This is a genomic window from Glutamicibacter sp. AOP5-A2-18 (assembly GCF_052446055.1).
Classification (GTDB): domain Bacteria; phylum Actinomycetota; class Actinomycetes; order Actinomycetales; family Micrococcaceae; genus Glutamicibacter.
This window is the reverse complement of sequence record NZ_JBQSVW010000001.1, coordinates 3182606-3204543: the sequence shown is the minus strand read 5'-3', so window position 1 is coordinate 3204543 and position 21938 is coordinate 3182606. Positions and strand designations below refer to the sequence as shown.

Genomic DNA, 21938 nt, shown 5'->3' with positions numbered 1-21938 from the left:
CGATAGTTGCACTGCTGGACTGTCGAAGACGTGCCGGACGTGAAAGTGTGGAATGCAAGCGGCATCGCTGAACCAAGCCAGTGGCTCGGCCGCCACCAACACACCTGCTACATGATCAGGAGCAACTAATGAGCACCTACGCAGTGACCAACCCAGCCACCGGAGAGGTGGAAGCAGAATTCCCCACCGCAACCGACGAACAGATCCAGCAGGCGATGACCACTGCTCATCAGGCTTACCGCGGCTGGTCGACTTCTTCCTTGGATGAGCGTGTAACGCTACTCAATCGTGTTGCAGACATCTATGAATCGCGTGCTGATGAACTGGCAGCGATCATCACCCGCGAAATGGGTAAACCGATCAAGCAGTCACTCGGTGAAATTAGCATTGTGGTGGCCATCTACCGCTACTATGCCAAGAACGGTCCCAAGTTCCTAGAAGACGAAGAGCTGGAAATCGCTTCGGGCGGTCGAGCCCTGGTGCGCAAGGAATCCGTGGGTGTGCTGCTGGGTATCATGCCGTGGAACTTCCCTTACTACCAGGTGGCCCGCTTTGGGGCTCCAAACCTGATGAACGGCAACACGGTTCTGCTCAAGCACGCACCGCAGTGCCCTGAATCGGCTGCCGCCATGGAAGAGATCTTCCGCGAGGCTGGTGCCCCAGAAGGTGCCTACGTGAATATCTATGCCACCAATGATCAGGTTGCTGACATCATTGCTGACCGCCGGGTCCAGGGTGTTTCGCTGACCGGTTCCGAGCGTGCAGGTTCGGCCGTGGCCGAGATTGCCGGACGCAACCTGAAGAAGGTTGTACTGGAGCTGGGCGGCTCTGATCCATTCTTAGTCTTTGACGATGCTGATATCGCTCGCACCGCCAAGCTAGGACTGCGCGCACGTTATGGCAATACCGGTCAGGCCTGCAACGCGGCCAAGCGATTCATCGTGGATTCCTCAGTGTATGAAGACTTCTCTTCTGCACTGGTTGAGCAGGTTGCCGGCATCAAGGTCGGAGACCCAACGGTGGAAGAAAACTTCGTGGGCCCACTTTCCTCGGTGGCAGCTCGCGACGGATTAGCTGAGCAGGTACAGGATGCCATCGATAAGGGAGCAACGGTACTGACCGGCGGCAAGCCAATTGATGGTCCGGGCGCTTTCTATGAACCAACGGTATTAGCTGGTGTCACCGAGAAAATGCGTGCCTTCTCCGAAGAGCTCTTTGGCCCAGTCGCCGTCCTGTACAAGGTTGACGGCGAGGAACAAGCCGTAGAACTGGCAAATAATTCGGACTACGGATTGGGAGCCTCCATACATACGCAGGACGCCGAGCGCGCACAACGTATTGCCACCCAGCTGAGCAGTGGCATGGTCGCCATCAATGAACCATCCTCCACCTCACCTGAACTGCCATTTGGTGGCGTGAAGCGTTCTGGCATCGGCCGTGAACTGGGCAAGTTTGGCATGGATGAATTTATCAACCGCAAGCTGGTGAAGATCGCCGGCCGCTAAACTCAGCGTCAATAAGCAATGGCCCGGTCTACAGGAAAATCTTCCTGCAGACCGGGCCATCGTTGCACTTATTTGCGGTTAGTCGTTAGATGCCCAAGACTTCGCGCAGTCGGGCTACGTGGCCCTTGGCGTCCACACCGTATTCAATCTGCGAAATCTTGCCTTCCGGATCAACCACCGCGGTGGAGCGCAAGGTGCCAACCGATGTCTTTTCACCAAACGTCTTGGTGCCATAAGAACCGTAGGCCTTGGCCACTTCATTTCCTGGGTCTGAGAGCAACGGGAAATTCAATGATTCATCGCTGGAGAAACTAGCCAAGGTTTCTGGCTCGTCTGGTGAAATGCCCAGTACTGCATAGCCGGAGCTACGTAGAGAATTCAGGTTGTCACGGAAGTCGCAGGCTTCGGTGGTGCAGCCAGGGGTGGCTGCTTTCGGGTAGAAGTACACGATGACGTTCTGCCCCGCGTAGTCCGAAAGCGATACGGTCTCACCTTCGGCGTTACGCAGCGAAAAGGCTGGTGCTTGCTGTCCAACGGAAAGTGCGGTGGATTGCTCTGACATGATCCCAACTTTCGGATTGTGATATTTGGTTTTCATCCTATGGCTTGTTGCTGTCCGAGGCTAGAGGGGAGTGCTTGAATAGTTTTTATGTTCAAGAGCAAGGCGATACCTTGGCATTGCACTGCGTAAACCTCCGCGCTACCTGCCAATCACGAGCAGTTGGCGACATTCTGTTGATAGAAGTGTTCCACTGAATCGGCAGGAATGGGCGATCAATTGATCATTCTAGGACGGATGGGAGCTCGATGACTGAGAACATGACATCGATACGCACAGTAGGGCTAATCGCGGACCCAGACATTGCCCGGGCCCTATCAAACCGTGTCTCCAAGCGCTTAGAAATTAAGCTCAACAACGGTTATGACAGTGACTACCACTGGCAAGTTAATACTGATACCTATACCTTGCCGCTGGGTGAGAGCGGGCGAGTGGCTTTGAATGAAAAAGTCCCTGAACTACGTGAAAAGCACGGCTGGAATTTCATTATCTACCTCACCGACGTACCGCACTATGTGCAAGAACGCCCGGTGCGTTCAGCGATCAGTCCCAATGACTCCTCTGCGGTGCTCAGTGTGCCCACTATGGGTTTTGCACGGATCAGTGTCTTGGCAAATCAACTAGCAGAGCTAGTCCATGAACTCGCCACTGGTCAAGAGCCCAACCGTCATGGGTCACAGCTGGCCAAGGCGATGAGCATTCAAGGCAGTCTTGCTGACGGGGATGAGTCCCAGGATCGAGTCTCCAGTATCGAAGGACTACGTGGCAGGATCTTGCTCATTGGTGGCATGGTACGTAGCAACCGTCCTTGGCGGTTAGTGCCAAGGTTGTCTTCGGCAATGGCCGGTGCCGTAGCTACCGGTGCCTTTGGTGTGTTCTACACGAGCATCTGGTCCATGGCTGACTACTCGTCCTCGCCTCGACTGACACTGATTACAGTCTTCAGCATTCTGGTGCTGACCATCTGGCTGGTACTGCATAACCGATTATGGGAGAGCCCTCAGGGTAGCCGCCGACGAGAAAAGCTCGTGGTCTACAACCTGGCTACGTTGCTCACTGTATCCATTGCTGCCTTCACCATGTACATACTGCTTTTCTTGGCGCTATTCCTTGGTTCGCTGATTGTCATTGATCAGGAATACCTCGCCTCGGAACTGGCCCATCAAGTGGGGCTGGCCGAATACTTCAACCTAGCCTGGCTAGCTTCCTCATTGGGTTTGATGGGTGGTGCGGTCGGCTCCAGCTTTGATGACGTGGCACGAGTGCAGCGGGCTACCTTCAGTCAGCGCGAATATGAGCGCCGCAATATGGACTTCAGTGTAGATGGCACAAACGAGGACTCCGCCTAAGTGCGACGGAGTCCTCGAAAGGCACTATCTATGGCTGGTTCTTGCCACCGTTAACATGCACGGTGGAACCCACCACGTAGGAGGCCTCATCACTGGCAAGGAATACATACGCCGGCGACACTTCCACCGGCTGTCCAGCCCTGCCCAACCAGGTATCGTGCCCGAATTCGGGCAGGGCCTCGATGGGCTGACCATCACTTGGCTGCAGCGGAGTCCAAATTGGACCCGGTGCCACAGCGTTCACCCGCACCCCCTGTTTGGCAGCTTGTGAAGCCAAGGACTTGGTGAAATTACTGATGGCACCCTTGGTGGCCGCGTAATCCATCAAATGATCCGAAGGGTCAAAAGCCTGGATGGAGGTGGTGTTGATAATGGAGCCTCCTTCGCCGATGACCTTCAGCGCGGCACGCGACAGTGCAAACATCGCAAAGATATTCACGTCAAAAGTCGCCTCGACCTGTTCATCACTGAGATCCTGCAGGGACTCAACGCTGATCTGCTTACCGGCGTTATTTACCAAGATATCTAAGCCACCCAAAGCGGTGGCGGCTTCATCTACCAATGAATCCCGGTAGCTTCTGTTCCGTAAGTCTCCGGGCAGATGCTTAACTTCCACCCCAGCGTCTTCTAGTACTTGTGCCACGGTGAGGGCATCAGAGGTTTCAGCCGGAAGATAAGCCAGCGCAACGTCGGCACCTTCTCGGGCAAAAGCGATGGCTACCGCTGCCCCAATTCCTGAGTCACCACCGGTGATCAAAGCACGCTTACCTTTTAACCGGTCATGGCCCTTGTAGCTGTGCTCGCCGTGATCTGCCTTGGGCTGCATCTTGCTATCAAGTCCTGGTTCAGGCTGGCGCTGTTCAGGTGGGCTGATGCGTTCTTTACCTGCCCGCTGAGTATCTGCTGCTGGATCTGTCATGAGAAGTCCTCCTTCAGCTGGTGGATGATGCCCGGAGTTTGCCCCAAGGCATCTTCGAACAATGCCCAGTCTTGGCTTAATAGGTGCATAGTGACAGCTCCACTGCTGTTTTTGTAGGCAATGGCCAGTATGCGTCCGGTTCAAATTCAGCGTCAGGCACCAAGAAATTCAATGTGTTAGTGCTCAATTCTGAGTCCTTATACAAAACCACGCTTTACCCCTTTCATCTGATCGCTCACTTAGCTAGCGTGGGTTGCGCAGGGAACTTGTTGGTATCGGCAGCATTGGAGGTTCAAGATGGCAGGGAAAGCACAAAGCCCTATCAAAGACGAAGAACTCTATGAAGAACTGCGCGAAGAGGGCAACTCCAAACAGAAGTCAGCACGAATCGCTAATGCCGCAGCTCGCGACGGACGTTCCGCGGTAGGTAAGCGAGGTGGAGAAGCTGGCGACTATGATGACTGGAGCGTTGCCGAACTTCGCAAGCGGGCCGGTGAGATTGGCATCAAGGGTCGTTCCAAAATGGTCAAGAGTGAATTGATCAAAGCTCTACGCAATTCCTAATTCTCGAATCTAGTCAGACAGATCAGGAGATCGTGATGGGTGACCGCAAGAATCCAGAAGAACCAGCACGCACGGCAGAAATTGATGAATCTGTAGAACCCGGCGACGAGCGCGTTGTACGTCGTGGCGAAGTGCAAAGCGACAACGCAGAATCAGCAACCTCAACCGACGATGATCGGTTTGATGCCGGATAGCCACTACGGTTCTGGCAAGTAAGCACCGAAAACACCGACCACAGCTGCCACTTGTGGCATTGAAATAGATGATCTGCACGCCCCACAGAAATGGAGAAAGATCATGGGATTTTTGGATAAGGTAAAAGATTTGTTCGGCAGTGCTAAAGAAACGTTGAAAGACCCAGACAAGAACTTGGTTGAGAATACCTGGCCAGCCGGGGAGCCAGATGACGAGCATGTCCCTGAGGACGGCGTAGAGCTCACCGAATACTCCGAGACCGACGCAGAACCGGTCACCCCTGATCACGCCGAACCAATCACCGGAGTGGATCCCGAGCTGGACGCTCCAGATGAGGCACAGTACAGACAAGACGAGCGGTAACCCTCTCTGGCGGTAGGGGATAGGTAGTTTCGTACGTAGGTAGCTCCCAGAACATAGCGTTCTGGAATGCCAAGCTGATCCGCCGCTAGTGCAGTGGCGGATCAGCTTTCTAACTTCCAGCTATTTGTCACGGAAAGGATAACCATGAGTGACAACGACATTCTTGATAGGCAACAGGTAAATCAATATCTTGAGGAGCTGCCCGAATGGCGATTAGTTCCCGGAGCTATCGCCGCAGTTTTTCAAACCAAGACTGCAGCTGCAGCCATTGAGCTGTTTGCAGATATTGCCAGCGCAGCGGAGCTAGATAATCATCATCCGGACGTCGACTGGCGATACAACATTCTTTTTGTCACCACAACATCCCATGATGTTGGCTCACAAGTCACCACCCGTGATATCGCCTTGGCGAGCAAAATCTCTGAGCGCGCTGCAGCCTTGGGAGCCACCGCACGAACCGACCTGATTGGTGTTGTGGAGATCGCGGTAGACACTGCAGACGTGAATGAGATTAGTGCTCAGTGGGCTGCCGGTCTTGGATATAAAGAGAAGGGCGATGGCAGCTTGGCCGACCCTAATCATCGACTGCCAGCCATCTGGTTCCAGGAGACCCAAACGCCGAACGATAACCGTCTGCACCTAGATGTCTGGCGCGCCCATTCCGAGAGCCAGCCGGTGCTTGATGAACTGCAACAAACCGGAGCCAAACTTGATCACGAAAGTGCGCCCAGCTTTGTAGTGGTCACCGATGCTCAGAACAACAGATTCTGCATCTGCACGGAGAAGGACCGGTAACTAACTAGGGTGCCATAAATAGTTAGAGAAGCAAGATCAGGTGCTTGATTAGCGCCTATGATCGGCACCACCAGACCCTGAGATCATGCGGTCTTTTGAGTGACAAGATAGCGATTGACAAAAATCAATCGCAAGGATGATTCTACTTGTCGGTGCACCGGGTTAGACTGGCAATCGCTCTTCAATCATCGCGCCCTTAAACCGAAGTGGCCCGGTGCCGGAGACCCTGATGTCAGCGAGGATTTTCCACATGCTTCTCAAGCTCATCTTGAAACACTCCAAGCCTTATACAGGCTGGATTATTGCCGTAATCATTTTGCAGTTGGCGACCACCATGGCCACTCTCTATCTCCCTAGCCTGAACGCCAAAATCATTGACGTAGGCGTGCAGTCCGCAGATATTGACTACATCTGGCGTACCGGCGGACTGATGCTCATTGTTGCTCTCGTTCAGGTAGTCACCGCTGTGGCTGCCGTGTACTTCGGAGCCAAAACCGCCATGAGCGTTGGCCGTGACATTCGACAGTCTGTTTTTGAAAAGGTCTCCACCTTCTCGGCTCAGGACGTCAACAAGTTTGGTGCCGCCACCCTGATCACCCGTGGCACCAACGACGTGCAGCAAATCCAAATGCTGACCTTGATGGCATTAAACTTCATGATCAACGCACCAATCATGTCCATTGGTGGCGTCGTCATGGCTATCCGCGAAGATCCCGGATTGTCATGGCTGGTCTGGGTTTCGGTGCCAATGGTACTGATCGTTGTTGGCCTGCTGGTCATTAAACTGATGCCGCTGTTCCGTGACATGCAGGTACGAATCGATGGGATCAACGGGGTACTGCGCGAGCAGATCACCGGTATCCGTGTTGTTCGCGCCTTTGTCCGTGAAGAGCACGAAACCGAACGGTATGCTGACGCCAACCAGAAGCTGACCAACCTTGGTGTGAAGGTCGGTAACCTGTTTGTGCTGATGTTCCCAGCCATCACCATGATCCTTCACCTTTCCACCGCAGCAGTGCTGTGGTTCGGTGGTCACCGTGTAGATAACGGCCAGGTGGAAGTTGGCGCGCTGACCGCCTTCTTGCAGTACATGCTGCAGATCCTGATGGCCGTCATGATGGGCACCTTCATGGCCATGATGATTCCACGCGCCATGGTTTCAGCTGACCGTATTTCTGAGGTCCTAGATAGCGAGCCATCGATGAAGGACGCGGAAGATCGCGAAGTGGCTCTTCCAGAACCGGGCACCGTTGAATTCAAAAACGTGAGTTTTGGCTACCCGGGTGCAGAAGCCCCGGTGCTGTCCAACGTTTCCTTCACTGCCAAGCCTGGACAGACCACCGCAATTATCGGGTCTACCGGCGCTGGCAAAACTACCTTGTTGAACCTGATTCCTAGGCTCTACGACGCTACCGAAGGTGAGATCCTCATCGGTGGTGCGCCACTGACGGAACTGGGCCGAGAGGCAATTTCGCAGAATATTTCCTCTGTGCCACAGCGCCCCTACCTGTTCTCCGGAACCATTGCCAGCAACCTGCGCTTTGGTGCTCAGGACGCGAGCGATGAGCAGCTCTGGGAAGCCTTGAGAATCGCGCAGTCAGCAGATTTTGTTGCTGAACGTGATGGCCAGTTGGAATCCACCATCGCTCAGGGCGGTACCAACGTCTCTGGCGGTCAGCGTCAGCGACTATGCATTGCCCGTGCCTTGGCTGCCAAGCCAAACACCTACCTCTTTGATGATTCCTTCTCTGCTTTGGACGTGAACACCGACGCCAAGCTTCGCGCGGCCTTGGCTGAACCAACCAAGGAAGCAGCGGTCATCATTGTGGCCCAGCGAGTCTCCACCATTACTGAGGCGGATCAAATCCTCGTCTTGGATCACGGAGAAATTGTGGCCCGAGGAACCCATGAAGAACTCTTGGAATCCTCGGAAACCTACCAAGAAATTGTGACATCCCAGCTGAGCGTGGAGGAGGTGGCCTAAGTGGCGAAAAAACAGAAAAATGTGGAACCAGAGCAACTTGATAGCGAGCTCGCCGCAATTGATGAATTTGAAGTCGCCGCCGGTGCAGACGACTGGAGCGGTGGTGCTCCAGCGCGTAAAGCTGAGCGCTTCTGGCCATCGGCCAAACGCCTGGTAGGACTGATGTCCCCCTATAAGTGGGGCATGGTTCTCGTCTTTGCACTGATCACCGTGTACGTAGTGCTTTCGGTGATTGCCCCTCGCGTTCTGGGTAAAGCCATGGACGTGATCTTTGCTGGTCTGATCGGCAAGAATCTTCCTGCCGGAACTCCTGCCGACGTCATTGTTCAGCAATTGCGTGACTCCGGTCAGGACACCCAAGCTGACATGCTGTCTAAGGTGAATTTTGTCCCCGGTCAGGGCATCGACTTCACTCAGCTCTCGCAGTTCATCCTGATTGTGCTGTCCATGTACTTCGTGGCCTCAGTCTTCTCTTGGGCTTCAGGTTGGTTGCTGAACAAACTGGTCATGCGCGTGGTTTACAACCTGCGTAAGGATGTTGAAGACAAGATCAACCGTCTGCCACTGAACTACTTTGATACCCGCCAGCGCGGAGACATTCTCTCTCGCGTGACCAACGACGTGGACAACATTCAGAACGCATTGCAGCAGGCATTGAGCCAGTTGGTGCAGTCCATCATGACGGTTATTGGCATTGTCATCATGATGTTTGTGGTCTCTTGGCAGATGGCGTTGATCGCTTTGGTGGCGCTGCCACTATCCGGTGTGGCCGCAGGCTTCATTGGTTCCAAGGCACAGAAGCTGTTCACTGCCCAGTGGAAAAACACCGGTGCACTGAACGGCCAGATCGAAGAGTCCTTCTCCGGACATGAGCTTATGAAGGTCTTCGGCCGTGAAGAGGACATGGTTGCACGTTTCACTACCCGCAACGAAGAGCTGTACAAAGCTAGCTTCGGTGCACAGTTTGTCTCAGGCATGATCATGCCAGTGATGAACTTCGTGTCCTACCTGTCCTACGTCGGCATCGCCGTGGTGGGCGGGTTGCGCGTAGCCTCGGGTGCGATGAGCCTTGGTGATGCCACGGCATTCATCCAGTACTCGCGCGAGTTCACCCAGCCACTGGGCCAGATCGCTGGTATGGCAAATATGCTGCAGTCCGGTGTGGCTTCGGCAGAGCGTACCTTTGAGCTGTTGGATGCCGAGGAACAAGATCCGGAAGACGCGCAGGTAGCACTGCCTGAACGCACCGACGGTCACGTCTCCTTCCAGAACGTCTCCTTCTCCTACGCCCCAGAGCGGCCACTGATTGAGGACCTGTCCTTTGACGCTGATCCTGGGCACACCGTGGCCATTGTCGGACCAACCGGTGCCGGCAAGACCACCTTGGTGAACTTGGTGATGCGCTTCTACGAGCTGAACTCCGGGAAGATCTTGGTTGATAACCATGACATCACCCAGCTCTCGCGTGCAGATCTGCGTTCCAAGGTGGGCATGGTGCTTCAGGATGCGTGGCTGTTTGGCGGAAGCATTATGGAGAACATCCGCTACGGACGTCTGGATGCTACCGATGAGGAAGTCATCGAGGCAGCCAAGGCAACGTTCGTTGATCGATTTGTGCGTGCGCTGCCTGATGGCTACGACACCATTATCGATGAAGAAGGTACCAACGTCTCGGCCGGCGAGAAGCAGCTGATCACGATCGCGCGCGCGTTTGTGGCCAATCCATCCTTGCTGATCCTTGATGAGGCAACCAGCTCGGTGGATACGCGTACCGAGTTGCTGGTGCAGCAGGCCATGGCCGCCTTGCGCAGTGACCGCACTAGCTTTGTGATTGCTCACCGCCTGTCAACAATCCGTGACGCCGACACCATTTTGGTGATGGAATCGGGAAAGATTGTAGAGCAGGGCAACCACGAGTATCTGCTGAAAACGCAGGGTGCGTACTACCGGTTGTACCAATCGCAGTTTGCTGGTCCGGCTGAGGATGTGGACGCAAATCCAGATACCGCTGCCGTTCCTGCGGTAGCTGCCGGTGCTCCGGTGGCTGCTGAGTTGGCGCCGGAAGCAAAGGAAGAAACCGAGTAGGTTTTCTTCGCTTTTAGGACCCAGATCTCTGACAGAAAATCTGTCAGAGATCTGGGTCCTTTGTTATATCTGACAGCGCTCCAGACCCGATTGGTATGGCACGCCAGTAGGTCATCAATAGCGTTTCTCATCCCGATGATGATGCAATGTGATCATGATGCTTAGACAGCTGGAATATCTGGTGGCTTTGGCCAATGAAGGGCATTTTGCCCGGGCCGCTGAAGAATGCGCTGTGTCCCAGCCGGCCTTATCGGAGGGGATCCGAAAACTTGAGAAAGAACTCGGTGTCCCATTGGTTAGGCGGAACCACGCTTTCCAGAGCCTGACCCCCGAAGGGCAGACCGTGCTCAAATGGGCGCGAAAACTCTTAAAAGACCATGAGTCGCTGAAACAGGAAGTTTCTCATCATCTTCATGGTCTGAACGGCACACTGCGCATTGGTGCTGTTCCCGCTGCCTCTTCCACGGTCGCGATGCTCACTGACAAGTTTGCGCGAGCCTATCCCGAGACACGCATCAATGTTCAAGCGAGTCTGCGTTCACAAGAGATTGTCCGACAGATCAGGAACTACGAGCTTGATGCGGGCCTGATCTACGCAGAGCCACAGGATGTGGCCGGGTTGCTGGTGTACCCGCTGTATGCAGAGGAGCATGTGCTGCTCACCGCGTCGGGCATGCGTAAGAAAGATGCTGTTGAGTCATGGGCGACAGCATTGGAAATGCCGCTGTGTCTTCTCGATTCTTCTCTTCGCGGACGCCAAGTCTTGGACCAGACCCTCATCCAGCATTCTTTGGAGGTTTCACCACGAATTGAATGTGATTCGATAGTGACCCTCTTGGCGCATGTGTCGACCGGGCATTGGGCCAGCATTGTCCCTCGCCAATGGCTGCCTCCATTGGGCGCCCTTCCAGGAATCGAGCTAACTCGGCTGGACAATCCGCAAGTCACCTCTCAAATCTCTGTGGTCATGGTCGATGACAAACCGTTAACTTTGATGACGCAGGCGTTAAAGGAGATTATTTTTGACACATTTGAGTTGAGCGATAAGTCAACCACTAGTGATCATAATGAATGATTATTGAATCATTGATTGTGATTGTTGGAATTGATCAAGTCTGATCCTTGATCCTAGAGGCAGACCCGAGCCCCAGAAACGAATCGGGTCATGCAACTAGATGCGGGGACAGTACAGTGCGACAAGTCAGTTCAAACAAGCGGCCAAGTGCCGTGCAGACTAGGTCTACGTGATGCCGGCGGGAAAACCGGCCGACGTTTTTGCGGCCATTCCAAAGGTCAAGTCGAAGATGGCTTCACTCGTGGACTGGCAACTCTTCCTCATCGCGCACAGCCCTGAGATCCGTCCGGCCCTGCGCGTAGGCCTCGGCTTGGGTATCCCAGGCAGTTTGCTGTTGCTGATGGGTCGGGTGGATCTACTTGCCTATGCGGTCTTTGGGTCAATTGTCGGAATGTACGGGCGCGATCCGCATCGTTGGCAACGGCTGAAGAACCAGCTGATTGCCATGGCTTTGATGCTCGGCGCCGGAATCTGCGGGATCGTTGTGGCCCCGATGGCAATACATGGGTGGCGGTTGCTTGCCGGGGCAATGTTTTGGGCTGCCTTCAGCTCGCTGGTCGCCGATCGATTTGGGATCAAACCAGGCGGCGCCTTCTTTCCGCTTTTCGCGTTTGGCGCCTTGGGAACCTTGCCGGTGAAGGACCTGCCCGCTGTGGATGGACTTATGGCGTTTGTGGTCACCGCGCTGTTCAGTGTCTTGCTCGGCCAAGCGACGCGTTTCGACCGCGCCGCGCAACGGTTAGTAGCCGTCCACGATATTTATTGGCCAGGCATCCTGCGCAGGGTCAGAACCTACCTGATAGTTATTTTCCTAGCTGGGGCGTTGGGGATTTTCCTCCAGGTTGAGCACCTTCAGTGGACACTGGCTGGAGCGGCCGTTCCTCTGGCCGTCGGCAACGCCCGAGGTCGACTGCAACGAGGAGCCAACCGCATCGCCGGAACCCTAGCCGGCATCGTGGTGTTGATGGGAATTAGCTATCTTCAGCCCAATGAAGTCGCGACCGGGTGCCTGATTATCGGACTGATGTTCCCGACTGAAGCCTACATGGTGCGTAACTACGGTCTTGCCCTCAGCTTTTTCACCCCGCTGGTCATCTTGATGCTCCAGGCAGCGAATCCGTCGGCAGGATCCCAAATGTTATGGGACTGCGCCATGGGCAATCTCCTTGGCGTTGTGGTCGGTATTCTGGCGGCAGCCATAGTTGAACGCCGGCCTGTAGTCGCATAACTGTCGGTTAGTTCCACCGCTAGTGAGGATTTGTCTTTTACCTCCAGCGTTTGTCACAAGCAACCCCAAAACTGCAGGCAAGCGACCTGACAAGAGAATACTTCGCGAGATGCATCGGAATAATTGGTGAAATCTCTATTCAGGTGTCCTTCGATGGACATAAGCTGACAGTGAACTCGCATTATTCATCGAGGAAAGGGAAAGAACGGATGTCAGACATTGCCGTGCCCACTGTGGGCGCAAAACTCTCGGCAGAATTCTTGGGCACATTTGTGCTGGTCTTCGGTGGCTGTGGTTCGGCCATCTTCGCCGCAAAGGTCATCGCGGATGAATCGGTCAACATGGGGATCGGATTTGTCGGTGTTTCACTGGCCTTCGGTCTAACCGTGCTGGTCATGGCCTACGCGGTCGGCCATATTTCAGGCGGACACTTCAACCCAGCGGTCACCCTCGGAACAGCCTTCGCCGGCCGTACCCCGTGGAAGGACGTTGGACCATACATCGTTACGCAGATTGTTGCCGCTTCGGTAGCAGGTGCCGTGCTGTTCGCGATTGCCTCAGGCAAAGACGGCTTCAGTGCGGTTGAATCAGGATTTGCTTCCAACGGTTATGGCGATCGCTCACCAGATGGCTATTCGCTGGTAGCAGCATTGATTGCTGAAATCGTGCTCACCGCCATTTTCCTATACGTGATTCTGGGTTCCACCGACGAGCGTGCACCAAAGGGCTTCGGTCCAATTGCTATTGGTCTATCTTTGACGTTGATCCACTTGGTTTCCATCCCGGTCACCAATACTTCGGTTAACCCAGCGCGTTCGTTGGGTGTTGCTTGGTTCGCCGGGCCAGAAGCCTTGGGTCAGGTGTGGCTATTTATCCTCGCTCCAATTATTGGTGCGGCCATCGCAGGCGTAACCTACAAGATCTTGTTCCCAGCATTTGTGGACAGGGGTCGCGAAGGTTTCGACCGCAACTAGTTTTGCATTGAGCTAGGGCTACGGCCGTGGCTCGAAGCGACCCCGGGATGAGTGCTGTGCACACAGCACCAGTTCCGGGGTCTGTCATGTCTGCAAGTTCTACGTGAAGCGATTCATAGGCCAGACAGCCTACAGTTTACGAATTCCATAGCTAACGACAGTAGGCTTGTACCATGCAACAGTGGCCCGAACACCCGACTCAGTATGCACCGCTCAGGCCCAAACAACGTGTCTTCAACGCTGGAAAATTCAGCAAGGGCGACCTGTTCACCGTCTTGGCCTACCTGATTTTCTTCATCGGGGGAGCCGCTAGCCTCATCGCCCTGATTCCTGGGTATATGGATGCCTTCGACACCCAAGATCAGGCGTTGTTCGGGATCAACCTGATCCTGTATGTCACGTTCTTTGTGCTGGCCATGATCCAGTGTGGGCCGCAATTTTTCGAGTCCTTCAAGACTATGCGTTACCACTCGTTAGCAAAATGGCTGATGCTGCCCGGTGGCTGGCTGCTGACCATCATGCTCAACGCGCTGGTGGCAGGGCTTACCGGTCAAGCGGTCACCAGCGAAAACCAGGCTGCCCTAGAAAGCATGGCCGGAACCGTCCCATTACCGGTGATGTTGGTTGTCACCGCGTTCTTTGGCCCCTTTGTTGAGGAATACTTCTTCCGTCATCTGCTCATCGGCAAGCTCTCTCGCAAGCTTAATGTCTGGATCACTTTACTGATCTCCACACTCTTGTTTGCCGGAATCCACTTTGTTGGAGCTGGCGTTAGTTCGTGGCTAGAAGTAGTTCCGTACTTCATGCTCGGAATCATGATGGGCCTTGCTTACATCCTCAGCGGTAAGTCGATGGCCTATTCCTACATGTTCCACGTGCTGAATAACACCGTGGCTTTGTTAGTTGTGTATCTGATCTACCCATTACTTCCTGCAGGAGTCTAAAGAAGTGTCTTTTACCGGACATGTTCCACGCACCCCGGCCTATCGTGGCATGCTGCTGGCATTATTTGCTAGTGGTGTTGCCACTTTCTCTCAGCTATACGCGGTGCAGGGACTGCTTCCAGTCATCTCCGACTACTTCCAGATCAGCTCATCTCAAGCTGCCTTGGCCGTCTCTTCGGCCACCCTGGGATTAGCGCTTGCGGTCACCCCGTGGGCCATCATCTCGGATCGAATTGGCCGGCGCAAGGTGATCTGCGCGGCGCTGATCGCGTCGGTTCTACTTGGCTTGCTCAGCACCCAGTCACCTAATTTTGAAACCCTAGTTGCCATTCGATTCTTTGAAGGGCTTGCCCTGGCCGGCGTTCCCGGATCGGCGTTGGCCTTCCTCGTTGATGAGGTTAATCCAAAAGCAGTGGCAGTAGCTAGCGGCACGTACATTTCAGGTACCACCCTGGGCGGGCTGGCCGGACGTCTGGTAGCCAGCTTTATCGGCGAACCCGCAGGATGGCGCTGGGGAATCGCAGCGGTGAGCATTATGGCCGGATTGGCCACTTTGTTCTTCTTGCTCAAAGCCCCGCCGGCCCGAGGTTTTGCCCCAATCCGAGGCCAAAACCTCAAGGGCATCGCCGCGAAGTTTGGGCGGGCACTGCGCGGCAAAATGGCTTTGGTTTACGCCCAAGGCTTCTTGCTGATGGGTGGCTTTGTCGCCGTATACAACTACCTCGCTTTCCGCCTGGAAGCCCCACCGTATCTGATCCCATCCTCGCTGGCAGCTCTCGTATTCTTGGCTTACCTTTCTGGCACCTACACCTCGGTGGCCAGTGGCAAAGTGGTGGCCAAAATAGGACGGCGTAATACCCTTCGCCTGAGCATCCTGCTCAGCGCGCTCGGCCTAGCCTTGACCCTGGCCGGAAACCTCATCGTGATTGTTGTCGGCCTGTTGATCTTCACCGCCGGATTTTTGCAGCGCACGCGGTGGCCAGCGGCTGGGTTCCTGTCTTGGCTGCGGACGCTCGGGCCCAAGCATCCAGCCTGTACAACCTGTTCTACTACGTTGGTTCATCGGTGCTCGGATGGCTCATCGGTATTCCGTTCATGTACTTGGGCTGGGGCAGCGTTGTCCTCAGCGTCATCACGCTGCAGGCGCTGGCCATGCTTCTGGCGTCCTTCTTATCCAAGCGGGATCCATCCTTGGGTAAGGCCTAGTTTTTCAGCGATCCCCAGCGGACGAGCACTACCAAGAATTGTCTTGCCAGCTGGGCATGAATGGTGAAAGCTAGCGGTGCTTCGTAGAGTGGAGTCTGTGAGCTCATCAACCCCCATCGATTCCCCGAAGAACATCTCGCGGCAGATCCTTGCCCTAGCAGTGCCCGCCCTCGGTGCGCTCATTGCTGAGCCACTGTTCTTGATGGCGGACTCTGCCATCGTTGGCCACCTTGGAGTGAACGAGTTGGCCGGCGCAGCCCTGGGCACCACGGTGTTGCAGACCGCTGTGGGACTGATGATCTTCTTGGCTTATGCCACCACTCCGGCGGTGGCACGTGCCATCGGTGCCGGACGACCAGCCCAAGCCATGGCTGCCGGACGTGACGGCATGTGGTTTGCGGTTGTCATTGGTGTGCTGCTTTCGGTCCTCGGGTACTTCGGCGCCCGACCGCTGGTTCTGCTGATGGGTTCAGATGGGGTGACTGCCGACTTTGCGGTGGACTACATCCACTACTCGTTGCCGGGGTTGACCGCCATGCTGTTGGTGCTCGCTGCCACCGGTGTATTGCGCGGAATGCAAGACACCAAAACGCCACTGGTGGTTGCCACCGTGGGCTTTGGTCTGAATATCGTGTTGAACTTCGCCTTGGTTTATGGCGCCCACATGTCGGTGGCCGGTGCGGGCTTAGGTACTTCAATTGCCCAGTGGTTGATGGCGGCCGTCTACCTGTGGATGTTGCTACCGCGGATCCGTGAACAAGGGATCTCGCTGGCGCCGAGCTGGGCAGGATTTATCTCCACCGGTCAAGTTGGATCCTGGCTAATGCTGCGTAATCTGACCATGCGTGCGGCCCTGCTGCTCACGGTTCTTGTAGCGACGTCTTCGGGGACGCAGACCTTGGCCGCACACCAATTGGTCTTCACCATCTTCAGTTTCCTCGCCTTTGCCCTTGATGCTTTGGCGATTGCTGCTCAGGCGATGATTGGCCAAGAACTAGGCCGCGGTGATGCACAGCGCGTCCGCAAACTCACCGGCATCATGAGTCGTTGGGGAATCTACTTTGGAGCGGCCACCGGCATTCTGCTGCTAGCCACCTCATGGATCTTCCCGATGATCTTCACTCCTGATGAGCAGATCCGTCAGCTAACTACGGTGGGATTGTGGGCTCTGGCCTTGTCGCAGCCGTTGTGCGGGCTGGTGTTTGTACTTGATGGGGTACTGATCGGCGCTGGCGATGCCCGCTACTTGGGGTTGGCTTCCGTGGTGAACCTGGTGGTGTACCTTCCGATGCTGTGGGCTGTGCTGGCTTTGGCGCCCGAACCAACATGGGCAATTTGGTGGATCTGGGTGGCCTTTGCCCTAGGGTTCATGGCCTCACGTGGGGTGACCCTCGCGGTGCGCGCCCGCGGAACGGCCTGGATGCGCTTGGGCGTGTAGCGGAGGTAATTCGCAGCTTTGAAGATGCGAAAACTGAAACTGTTGATGTCCCTCGGCGAGAAGCATCATCACCCTAGGATGTGAGGAACCCCGGTCCAGCTGGCAGTTAGTTCTATGAACGGTAGAATAGAAATTGTGCCTGCACCAACAACCACCCCAGTTCAAGCCCAAGAAGTATTCCGCCCAGTCCTTATGCGCGGTGTCACTGCCGTTATCTACGCTCTGCTCTCCATCTTCTGGATCGGAGCGGACCAGAATGCTCTGGCCTATGTAACTGCAGCGTTCTTCGTGGTCACCGCCGCATTGATGTGGCAATACGTAGCGGTGGAAAGCGCGCCTGCAAAGTCGCGTAGCCCTTACGTTCTGGGTGCTGGGTTGATGATGTTGGCAGGTATCGCGACTATCTTTGTTGATTCGGTCGCCTGGATCAGCTACATTGCTGCATTCGCTTTCCTAGTCTCCGGTATTGCCGAGCTTTATGTCTTTACGAAGCTGCGCGAGCAGTTCCCGCCGTTTAGAAACCAGCTGGTATCCGGTGCAGTAGGCGTGATCTTGGCCATTGCACTGAGCCTGTCCGGGGGCATGGACGCCCATGCGCTCTTCGGCCTGATTGGTGGCGGCACCATTATTCTGGCGGTCTTCGAGCTGATTGCTGGCTTTGGGCATCGCCACGAAATGAAGGCAGCAACCGCGAACGCAAGCGATACACCAGAGCCGGAAAGCAACTAGTCTTAAGGCCTGCACGAAAAGTAGAAACGGAGTTCTTGGTGGGAAACGACAAGAAGAAGCAGCCGTGGAGCCAGTCGGTCAAGGGTCCACTGAGCTTTTCGCTGGTCATGGCGCTCATCGCAGGAGTTGTCGGCCTGGTTAGCTCCACCGGCGGATCACAAAATCCTTTGCGCTTTGATATCGGCCTAGCGTGCTTCGGCATCGCCTTTATCGCTTGCCTGCTGGTCATCTCGGTGATGACCATGGCCGGCAAGGAGAATGATCCAGATTTGGGCAAGGGGACCGGCGTGAACCGATCTTCCTTGAACCCGGACAAGAAGTTTGAAGACTGATAATAAAGCTTAACCACGCATCACGCGCTGGGACTGTCCACCATAGATAGTCTCAGCGCGTTCTCGTTTGCCGTAACACGTTCAAGGATTCCCCGTGAGTAGCACCAGCACCACCGAGCCATCAGGCAGTACCCCTTTGGGCAAGCAGTTGCGCCGCCGCAAGTCCATCAAGGCGATGAGCAACGACGCAGCCAACAACGCAGGGCTCGGGCAGCTTAAGCGCTCACTGGGCGTCTTGCAGCTGGTGATGATCTCCGTTGGTGCAACCCTCGGAACCGGCATCTTGGTGATCCTTGGATCTGCCGTTCCAGTGGCTGGTCCGGCGATCTGGATTGCCTTTGTGCTTGCCGGCATCACGGCGCTTCTTTCGGCAGTGTCCTATGCCGAGATGGCTGGCATGGTTCCGGTGTCCGGATCAAGCTACTCGTACTCCTATGCCACTTTGGGTGAAGGTGTGGCATGGATCTGCGGTTGGTGTCTGGTCTTGGAATACGCGGTTTCCGCGGCAGCCGTTGCCGTGGGCGCTGGCGCGTATGTCAACCAGACCCTGCAGATCTTTGGTCTGTCCTTGCCTGACTCCTTGGCCGGCGGCCCGGGTGAAGGCGGGGTTATTAACCTCTCTGCGCTGATCGTGGTGGTTCTTGCAACCCTGTTGCTGGTACGTGGTGCCCGTGAATCTGCGCTAGCCAACACCGTGATGGTGTTGGTGAAAATCGCGATTCTGATCTTCTTTGTCATTGTTGCTTTTACCGCTTTTGATGCCGGAAACTTTGCTCCGTTGTTGCCGATGGGAGCTGCCGGAGTCACCGGTGCGGCCTCCATGGTCTTCTTCTCTTACATCGGTTTTGATGCTGCCTCCACCGCCGGCGAGGAAGCAAAAAACCCGCAGCGTGATCTGCCAAGAGCCATCATGATCGCCATGATGCTGGTCACCGCGATCTACGTACTGGTAGCCGTTGCCGCTATTGGTGCCCGCCAGTGGGACTGGTTCGCTACTTCTGAAGCGGCGCTGGTTCAGATCGTTTCGGAGATCACAGGACAGAAGTGGCTGGTGCTGGCCTTTGCGTTAGCTTCGGTCATCGCGATTATCTCGGTAGTGCTCACCACCCTGTACGGACAGACGCGTATCTTGCTCTCCATGGGGCGCGATGGGCTGGTGCCAAAGTTCTTCGCCAAGGTTTCACCCAAGACCCACACACCGGTAGTTGGTACCTGGGTTACTGGATTGGTGGTGGCAATTGCCGCCGCACTGATCCCCTTGGGTCAGCTGGCCGAAGCAACCAGCATCGGTACGCTCTTTGCCTTTGCGCTAGTTGGTGTCTCAGTGATGTACCTGCGTAAAACTCAGCCCGCCACCCCACGTACTTTCCGTGTTCCGCTCTACCCAGTCACCCCCATTCTGGGCATCGCAGCCTGCCTGTTCTTGATGTTCAACTTGGCTGGAATTACCTGGGTGGTCTTTGGGATTTGGATGCTTGTGGGCATCGGGATCTACCTTGGTTATGGACGACGTCATTCACGCCTAGGCGCACTGAACGCTAAGGCCTACCAAGCAGAACTGGATCTGTAACAACTAACTTGTACTGGCTGGTACGTGGGGCACCGATATGCTGTGTTGTGGAACACCTTCGCAGATTCTAAGGAGCCCGAATGCAGCAGGAACCGATTAGCACTGCAGACCTCTATGACCAGCATGGTGAGGCTTTACAGTCCGTTAGTGTGCAATTCCAAGACTTCGGCGGACGCCTATCGTTTAACGGTCCAGCGCGCACAGTGAAGTGCTTTGAAGACAACGGGCTGATCAAGGAGCTCTTGAGCTTCCCCGGTGAGGGTGCAGTCCTGGTCGTTGATGGTGGGGGATCCCTGCGCTTTGCACTGATGGGCGACATGATTGCCGCCAGTGCGGAGCTTAATGGCTGGGCTGGCGTCATTATCCACGGCGCGGTGCGCGACCGCGCAGCGCTGGCGGAGCTTGAGCTGGGCATCAAGGCGCTTGGTAGCAACCCACGCAAGACGGTCAAACGTTCACATGGTGCGGTAGATGAAGTGATCACCATTGGGGACGTGAAGGTGCGTCCAGGTGCGATGGTCTACGCAGACATCGACGGGATCCTTGTTGAGCATTAACCTCAGCGAGCGCTAACCTCGGTTAGTGCTCGCTCACGGCTAGCGTTCTTGGTCGCCTGCGGATTCCCACTCATTACGGAATTCCTCCGGGCTGAGATTTTCTAAGTCTTCGCGAATCTGCACGATCAGGCGTTCGGCCTCTTCCAAACTGGAAGTGGTCATGCGCAACAGTACCGAATCATCCACACGTGAGTGCACAACGACCTGTGGCTCATTGGCTTCGAATTCACCGTCGCCAAAACTTGCTGAAGCCAGTGCCACTACCCAGCGACCAGCGGCCATCAACGGATTGCTGTGACCGGCTTCCAGACGTGCCTCGTAGTCATCTGATGCGTGCGTTCCTTGTGACATGACCTGTCCTTTCAGCTACTACAACTCCGGTGTACTGGTGGTGTGTTCATCATAGGGTGCTGATCGGGTTAAAGGCGAGGAATCACCGAGTCAAAACCGGTGATCACCGTACACAAGCGCAAATTGGGCCGCAGGTGCGTCGCTGGATGTGGTTGCTTAGGCGCCTTCGGTAGGCAGGGCACTGTCTACCTCAGTGATCACAGGACGAGGCTTGCGCCAGGTGCGGTTCACCGTCTTGTGGTGCGCTTTGAGCAACGCTGGGACGGTGATGTAAACGGTCAGCGGAACGACAATCAACGTCAGCACCAGGGAGCGAAGAACTGGATGCCACGGGGGAGCAAGCCACGCCAACACCAACATTCCCGCAGACACCATCGGGAAAATGGCTAGCCATGTTAACGCCGCTCTGGTGTGTACGGAGGGGAGTTTTGGTGGAGTCAGCAAATCTGCATAAGTCTCGTCGGTCGCTAGCTCGTTGCTCGTGGGGGTCATGAATCTCCATCTATATGTGTGAAGTCAGTTTACGTGTCCGGCGGAATAATTACCAAACAACTGTTTGGAGATACGATTGACTCATGAGCTGGGATACGGAAGCGACTCGTCAAAAATTGCTCGCCGCTGCGGTTGAAGAATTTGCAGACCGTGGGTTTGCTGGCGCCCGAATTCGAGAGATTTCAAATAAATCGGGATGCAACCCAGAGCGGATTTACTTCTACTTTGGCAACAAAGAGGGACTCTTTGAGGCGGCCTTGGTGCACGAATTGTCCACGGCCCTTGACGCCGTCACGGTGGTGGGTCAGGGCATCGAAAGTATCGTGGCATTCGCTGAAAAATACTTTGACTTCTCCTCAAAGAACTCAAAAATGGCACGGCTTGCTCATTGGGAAGGTCTTGAACATGGCAGTGCAGCTGGCGCCAAAGAACGCTCGGTGCGAGCTGAATCCAAAGTTCAAGAGATTCGCAATGCTCTGGGTATCAGCAACTTAGAGGACGCGCAGAACCTGCTGTTTGTTGTAGTGTCGCTGTGCAATTCTCTGCTGGCCACACCCAACGTTCACCAAGTGATCTTGGGGAAAAAATCAGTGGCTGGCCACAAGAAAATCGTGGCAGACGCGATACGTTCGCTGGCGCAGGACCTTGTCGAGAACGAATCCGAAGGTCAAATGGGCATGGCCGACAACGCGCAGAACCAAGAGCTCTCCAATGACTGAAGAAG

At 55.2% G+C, this 21938-nt stretch carries 23 protein-coding genes; 19 read left to right on the top strand and 4 right to left on the bottom strand.

Annotation, left to right across the window (positions count from 1 at the left end; genetic code table 11):
* Positions 1-128 precede the first annotated feature (128 nt).
* Positions 129-1505, top strand: a complete 1377-nt coding sequence (locus ACT3RW_RS15370) for an NAD-dependent succinate-semialdehyde dehydrogenase (RefSeq protein WP_444614362.1) — start codon at positions 129-131, stop codon at positions 1503-1505.
* An 85-nt stretch (positions 1506-1590) separates the two neighbouring features.
* On the opposite strand, the gene bcp is transcribed toward ACT3RW_RS15370, so the two are convergent.
* A complete protein-coding gene (bcp, locus tag ACT3RW_RS15365; protein ID WP_444614361.1) occupies positions 1591-2067 on the bottom strand; it encodes a thioredoxin-dependent thiol peroxidase in 477 nt (158 codons plus the stop codon).
* 245 nt (positions 2068-2312) lie between these two features.
* Between bcp and ACT3RW_RS15360 the strand changes: the two genes are divergently transcribed.
* Positions 2313-3413: a hypothetical protein gene (locus ACT3RW_RS15360; protein WP_444614360.1), complete on the top strand. Its 1101-nt coding sequence runs from the start codon at positions 2313-2315 to the stop codon at positions 3411-3413.
* Positions 3414-3441: 28 nt separating this feature from the next.
* Here ACT3RW_RS15360 and ACT3RW_RS15355 read toward each other — a convergent pair whose 3' ends face one another.
* Positions 3442-4332 (bottom strand): SDR family oxidoreductase, encoded by an 891-nt coding sequence (locus tag ACT3RW_RS15355; protein ID WP_444614359.1) that lies wholly within the window; start codon positions 4330-4332, stop codon positions 3442-3444.
* Between the two features lie 297 nt (positions 4333-4629).
* Here ACT3RW_RS15355 and ACT3RW_RS15350 point away from each other — a divergent pair, with 297 nt between their 5' ends.
* The 16 genes from ACT3RW_RS15350 to rraA all read left to right on the top strand — a co-directional run bounded on the left by ACT3RW_RS15350 (position 4630) and on the right by rraA (position 20371).
* Positions 4630-4896, top strand: coding sequence for a DUF7218 family protein (locus ACT3RW_RS15350; protein WP_131089352.1), 267 nt, complete (start codon positions 4630-4632; stop codon positions 4894-4896).
* 35 nt (positions 4897-4931) lie between these two features.
* The gene (locus tag ACT3RW_RS15345; protein ID WP_165477307.1) at positions 4932-5090 is read left to right on the top strand and encodes a hypothetical protein; all 159 of its coding nucleotides are present in this window, start codon (positions 4932-4934) and stop codon (positions 5088-5090) included.
* 103 nt (positions 5091-5193) lie between these two features.
* Positions 5194-5454 (top strand): hypothetical protein, encoded by a 261-nt coding sequence (locus ACT3RW_RS15340; RefSeq protein ID WP_444614358.1) that lies wholly within the window; start codon positions 5194-5196, stop codon positions 5452-5454.
* Positions 5455-5598: 144 nt separating this feature from the next.
* Positions 5599-6249 carry a 4a-hydroxytetrahydrobiopterin dehydratase gene (locus tag ACT3RW_RS15335; protein WP_444614357.1) on the top strand — a complete coding sequence of 217 codons (651 nt, stop codon included), beginning with the start codon at positions 5599-5601 and terminating at the stop codon, positions 6247-6249.
* A 250-nt stretch (positions 6250-6499) separates the two neighbouring features.
* Positions 6500-8233 (top strand): ABC transporter ATP-binding protein, encoded by a 1734-nt coding sequence (locus tag ACT3RW_RS15330; RefSeq protein WP_131089349.1) that lies wholly within the window; start codon positions 6500-6502, stop codon positions 8231-8233.
* The gene (locus ACT3RW_RS15325) at positions 8234-10318 is read left to right on the top strand and encodes an ABC transporter ATP-binding protein (protein ID WP_444614356.1); all 2085 of its coding nucleotides are present in this window, start codon (positions 8234-8236) and stop codon (positions 10316-10318) included.
* Positions 10319-10472: 154 nt separating this feature from the next.
* On the top strand, positions 10473-11393 hold the full coding sequence (locus ACT3RW_RS15320) for a LysR family transcriptional regulator (protein WP_444614355.1): 921 nt from the start codon (positions 10473-10475) through the stop codon (positions 11391-11393).
* A 172-nt stretch (positions 11394-11565) separates the two neighbouring features.
* Positions 11566-12621, top strand: coding sequence for an FUSC family protein (locus tag ACT3RW_RS15315; RefSeq protein ID WP_444614354.1), 1056 nt, complete (start codon positions 11566-11568; stop codon positions 12619-12621).
* 209 nt (positions 12622-12830) lie between these two features.
* Complete coding sequence (gene aqpZ, locus ACT3RW_RS15310; RefSeq protein WP_444614353.1) at positions 12831-13595, top strand: aquaporin Z; 765 nt, start codon at positions 12831-12833, stop codon at positions 13593-13595.
* 173 nt (positions 13596-13768) lie between these two features.
* Positions 13769-14539: a CPBP family intramembrane glutamic endopeptidase gene (locus ACT3RW_RS15305; protein WP_131089345.1), complete on the top strand. Its 771-nt coding sequence runs from the start codon at positions 13769-13771 to the stop codon at positions 14537-14539.
* Positions 14540-14543: 4 nt separating this feature from the next.
* The gene (locus ACT3RW_RS15300) at positions 14544-15812 is read left to right on the top strand and encodes an MFS transporter (RefSeq protein WP_262199192.1); all 1269 of its coding nucleotides are present in this window, start codon (positions 14544-14546) and stop codon (positions 15810-15812) included.
* Positions 15813-15842: 30 nt separating this feature from the next.
* Entirely contained in the window at positions 15843-17183 is a 1341-nt protein-coding gene (locus ACT3RW_RS15295; RefSeq protein ID WP_131089343.1) for an MATE family efflux transporter, read from the top strand.
* A 135-nt stretch (positions 17184-17318) separates the two neighbouring features.
* Positions 17319-17912 carry an HdeD family acid-resistance protein gene (locus ACT3RW_RS15290; RefSeq protein WP_165477306.1) on the top strand — a complete coding sequence of 198 codons (594 nt, stop codon included), beginning with the start codon at positions 17319-17321 and terminating at the stop codon, positions 17910-17912.
* Between the two features lie 38 nt (positions 17913-17950).
* Positions 17951-18244, top strand: coding sequence for a hypothetical protein (locus ACT3RW_RS15285; protein WP_444614352.1), 294 nt, complete (start codon positions 17951-17953; stop codon positions 18242-18244).
* Between the two features lie 94 nt (positions 18245-18338).
* Positions 18339-19814 (top strand): amino acid permease, encoded by a 1476-nt coding sequence (locus ACT3RW_RS15280; RefSeq protein ID WP_444614351.1) that lies wholly within the window; start codon positions 18339-18341, stop codon positions 19812-19814.
* 80 nt (positions 19815-19894) lie between these two features.
* The gene (gene rraA, locus ACT3RW_RS15275) at positions 19895-20371 is read left to right on the top strand and encodes a ribonuclease E activity regulator RraA (protein WP_444614350.1); all 477 of its coding nucleotides are present in this window, start codon (positions 19895-19897) and stop codon (positions 20369-20371) included.
* 39 nt (positions 20372-20410) lie between these two features.
* Here rraA and ACT3RW_RS15270 read toward each other — a convergent pair whose 3' ends face one another.
* Entirely contained in the window at positions 20411-20722 is a 312-nt protein-coding gene (locus tag ACT3RW_RS15270; RefSeq protein ID WP_131089339.1) for a hypothetical protein, read from the bottom strand.
* Between the two features lie 156 nt (positions 20723-20878).
* Positions 20879-21214 carry a hypothetical protein gene (locus ACT3RW_RS15265; RefSeq protein WP_262199193.1) on the bottom strand — a complete coding sequence of 112 codons (336 nt, stop codon included), beginning with the start codon at positions 21212-21214 and terminating at the stop codon, positions 20879-20881.
* Positions 21215-21297: 83 nt separating this feature from the next.
* Here ACT3RW_RS15265 and ACT3RW_RS15260 point away from each other — a divergent pair, with 83 nt between their 5' ends.
* Positions 21298-21933, top strand: a complete 636-nt coding sequence (locus tag ACT3RW_RS15260; protein WP_444614349.1) for a TetR/AcrR family transcriptional regulator — start codon at positions 21298-21300, stop codon at positions 21931-21933.
* The last annotated feature ends 5 nt before the right edge of the window (positions 21934-21938 follow it).